This is a genomic window from Streptomyces sp. CBMA156, from assembly GCF_014596515.1.
Classification (GTDB): domain Bacteria; phylum Actinomycetota; class Actinomycetes; order Streptomycetales; family Streptomycetaceae; genus Kitasatospora.
In genome coordinates, this window is sequence record NZ_MSJQ01000032.1 from 1 (window position 1) to 2,971 (window position 2,971).

Below are 2,971 nucleotides of genomic sequence, written 5' to 3' on the forward strand. Positions count from 1 at the left end.
CCCGGCGGCACCCGCGACGAGCCCCGGCGCCAAGCCGGCCGACAAGCCCGCCCCGGCGCCCCCGTCCGCCGCCACCCGGGCACCGGAGGAACCCACGACGCCCGCGTCCGGCACCCCGAAGGCGCCGAAGCCGACCACCGCTCCCCCGGTCATGCCCGTGCCCACCCTGCCGCCGCTGCCCACGCCCGACGTGCCGGTCATCCCGACGCCCACCGTGCCGCCGGTGCCGACCCCGACCTTCACCCAGCCCTCGCCGCCCGCGCCCACGGACTTCTGGGGCAACTCGCTGCCCGTGCTCAAGCCCGGCAACAACCGGGTGCCGCCGCCGGAGCCGAGCATCCGGCAGAAGGGCAGCGACGCGTTCTGGCAGCGTGACGGCGGCTGGATCGGCGGTGACTACCACCAGCACGCGATCACCGTGCGCGCCCCGGCGACCACCCTGATCGACCTCAACCGCACCTGTACGTCCTTCGACGCGGTGGCCGGGGTGGACGACGCCACGCTGTCGCCGGGCGGGGTCGTCTTCTCCGTCCAGGGCGGCGACGGCACCACGCTGTGGCGTTCCCGTCCGCTGGCCGTCGGCGACGAGGCGGTGCCGGTGCACGTGCCGCTGGCCGGGCAGAAGTCGGTCAAGCTGGTGGTCACCCCGGTGAACGGGATCTGGTCGGCGCTGAACGTCGCGAACTGGGCGCAGGCCCGCTTCCGCTGCTCGTGACGAGGGCCCGCGCCGGGCGGTCGTGACGTGCGGTCGTGACGTGCGGTCGTGACGGAGGCCCGCTCCAGGGGTCCTGGAGCGGGCCTCGGGTCCGCGGCGATCCGGGCGGGGCCGCCCGGGGACGTCAGATGGCGCAGGAGCCGTCCGCGCAGGCCTCCCCGGCCGGGGCGACCTGCACCGGGACGGGGCGGCGCTCGCCGATCTCGGTGGCGACCTGCTCCAGCACCTTGCGGAAGGTCGCGGCGTCCTGACCGCCCTGGACGGCCCACTTGCCCTCGAAGACGAAGGTCGGCACGGCGCTGATGCCCAGCTCACGGCCCTCGGCCAGCTGGGCGTCGACCTCGGCGGTGCCCTCGTCGCCCGCCAGGTAGCCGGTCACCCGGTCGCGGTCCAGGCCGGCCGACACGGCGACGTCGGTCAGCGCGGCCCGGTCGCCGACGTCCACGCCGTCGGTGAAGTGCGCCTTCAGCAGTGCCTCCTTCAGCCGGCCCTGGACCGCGGGGCCGTACTCCGTCTCGGCGAGGTGCAGCAGGCGGTGGCCCAGGAAGGTGTTGGCGTGCAGCGCGGCGTCGAAGTCGTAGCTGATGCCCTCGGCGCGGCCCAGCTCGGCCACCTGCGCGTCCATCGCCACCGACTGCGGGCCGTAGCGCTCGGCCAGCCAGGCACGGTGCGGGCTCGCCGTCTCCGGGGCGTCCGGGACCAGCTGGTACGGACGGTAGACGACCTCGACCTGCTCCTTGCCTGCGAAGTCCGCCAGGGCCTGCTCGAAGCGGCGCTTGCCGATGTAGCACCAGGGGCAGGCGATGTCGGACCAGATCTCGACCTTCATGCGGGTGGCTCCAGGGAACGTCTTGTGGGATGCGGACAAGATGGGTGAACGATGAACCATCTCGGTACATTCCCGGCACCTCGTGGTCGGGCCGGCCGGTCAGGCCCCGGACAGGCCGTTCAGGCTCCAGGCGGGCCGGTCAGGCCCCGGACAGGCCGTTCAGGCCCCGGGCGGCGCGGGGACCACCAGCACCGGGCAGGCCGCGTGGTGCACCACCGCCGAACTCACCGAACCCAGCAGCAGCCGGGCGAAGCCGCCGTTGCCCCTGGTGCCGATCACCAGCGTGTGCTGCCGGGTCGCCGCCTCCAGCAGCACCTCGATCACATTGCCCAGCACCACGTGCAGCGACAGCTCCCCCGCGTACGGCACCGAGCGCTGGCGCTGGACGACGGCCACCGAGCGGCGCAGCCCGTCCGCCATGCTCTCGACCAGCGTCTCCACGCTCTCCTGCACCAGTTCCGCCATCCCCGGCGGGTAGCCGGCCGGCGCCGGGTTGACCACGGCGAGCACGTACAGCGGCAGCCCGAACAGCCCGGCCTCCGTCATCGCCCGGTCCAGCGCCCACAGCGACCCGTCCGACCCGTCGCACGCCACCAGCACCCCCGGCACCCGCCCGGCGGGCGGACGCCCGAGCACGGACAGCACGACCGGCACCTCCCTCCCCGCGCTCCCACCGGCCACCGCACGTCCTCCTCACCCCGGATGCCCAACCCCGCCATCATCACCGGCCCGCCGATCCGGAACCGGCAACCGCGCCGCAGGGAGGAGGCGGGCGGCCGGAGAGACCGCGGGCCCGGACCGGGTCAGGGGCTGAGGGCGGGCTGCCGCGGACCGGGCAGGCCGGTCCAGCAGGCGCCGTGGCGGCGGGCGCGGACGCGGCGGAGCCAGAGTTCGGTGGCGACGAGGTCGGCGAGGCCCGCGAGGGCGGACGGCGAGAGGGCGGAGGGGTCCGCGGAGCGGGCGAGGCCGGCCCGGACGGCGGTCAGGTCGATGAGGCCGGCTTCGGCGAGCAGGGGGGCGTCGAAGAGTTCGGCGAGGCCGTCGGCGGCGAGGAGCAGGCCGGCCCTGGCGGGGGCGGTGCGGTCGGGGCGGGGGGTGCGGCCCCAGTCGGGGGGCAGGTCGGTGCGGCCGGCGCCGGTGAGGACGGCGTGCAGGAGGGCGTGCCGGGCGCCGGGCTGGAGGCGGACGTCGTCGGGCAGCAGCCGGGCGGCCCGCACCACCTGGTTGTCGAGGAAGGGCGCGTGCAGCCGCTGGCCCGGCTGTTCGGCGGCGTGTACGAGCGTGCGGAAGGAGCGCGCCTGCCGGTAGAGGGCGTGCCGGGCCCGATGCGCGCCCGGGTGTTCCTCGGGCGCCGGTTTGCGCGCCGCCAGGCGGAGCCGCAGGGCCACCGCGGAGAGCGCCTCGTCGGAGAGCCAGCGGGCGGCCGG

The 2,971-nt window shown here is 75.9% G+C and carries 4 protein-coding genes; 1 reads left to right on the plus strand and 3 read right to left on the minus strand.

The annotated features are described in order from the left end of the window. Positions 1–715, plus strand: a 715-nt coding sequence (locus BU198_RS02280) for an NPCBM/NEW2 domain-containing protein (RefSeq protein WP_188295118.1), incomplete at its 5' end; no start/stop codon positions are given. Positions 716–839: 124 nt separating this feature from the next. On the opposite strand, the gene BU198_RS02285 is transcribed toward BU198_RS02280, so the two are convergent. From BU198_RS02285 to BU198_RS02295, 3 genes are all read right to left on the minus strand, one after another. After that, the gene (locus BU198_RS02285) at positions 840–1,544 is read right to left on the minus strand and encodes a DsbA family oxidoreductase (protein WP_188295119.1); all 705 of its coding nucleotides are present in this window, start codon (positions 1,542–1,544) and stop codon (positions 840–842) included. 159 nt (positions 1,545–1,703) lie between these two features. Beyond that, positions 1,704–2,225 carry a universal stress protein gene (locus BU198_RS02290; RefSeq protein ID WP_188295120.1) on the minus strand — a complete coding sequence of 174 codons (522 nt, stop codon included), beginning with the start codon at positions 2,223–2,225 and terminating at the stop codon, positions 1,704–1,706. 122 nt (positions 2,226–2,347) lie between these two features. Next, on the minus strand, positions 2,348–2,971 hold a 624-nt coding region (locus BU198_RS02295; RefSeq protein WP_262986986.1), incomplete at its 5' end, for an asparagine synthase-related protein.

Excerpts from the sequence above, each read along its gene's own strand:
- BU198_RS02285 (WP_188295119.1), bottom strand. The coding sequence starts at position 1,544 with ATGAAGGTCGAGATCTGGTCCGACATCGCCTGCCCCTGGTGCTACATC.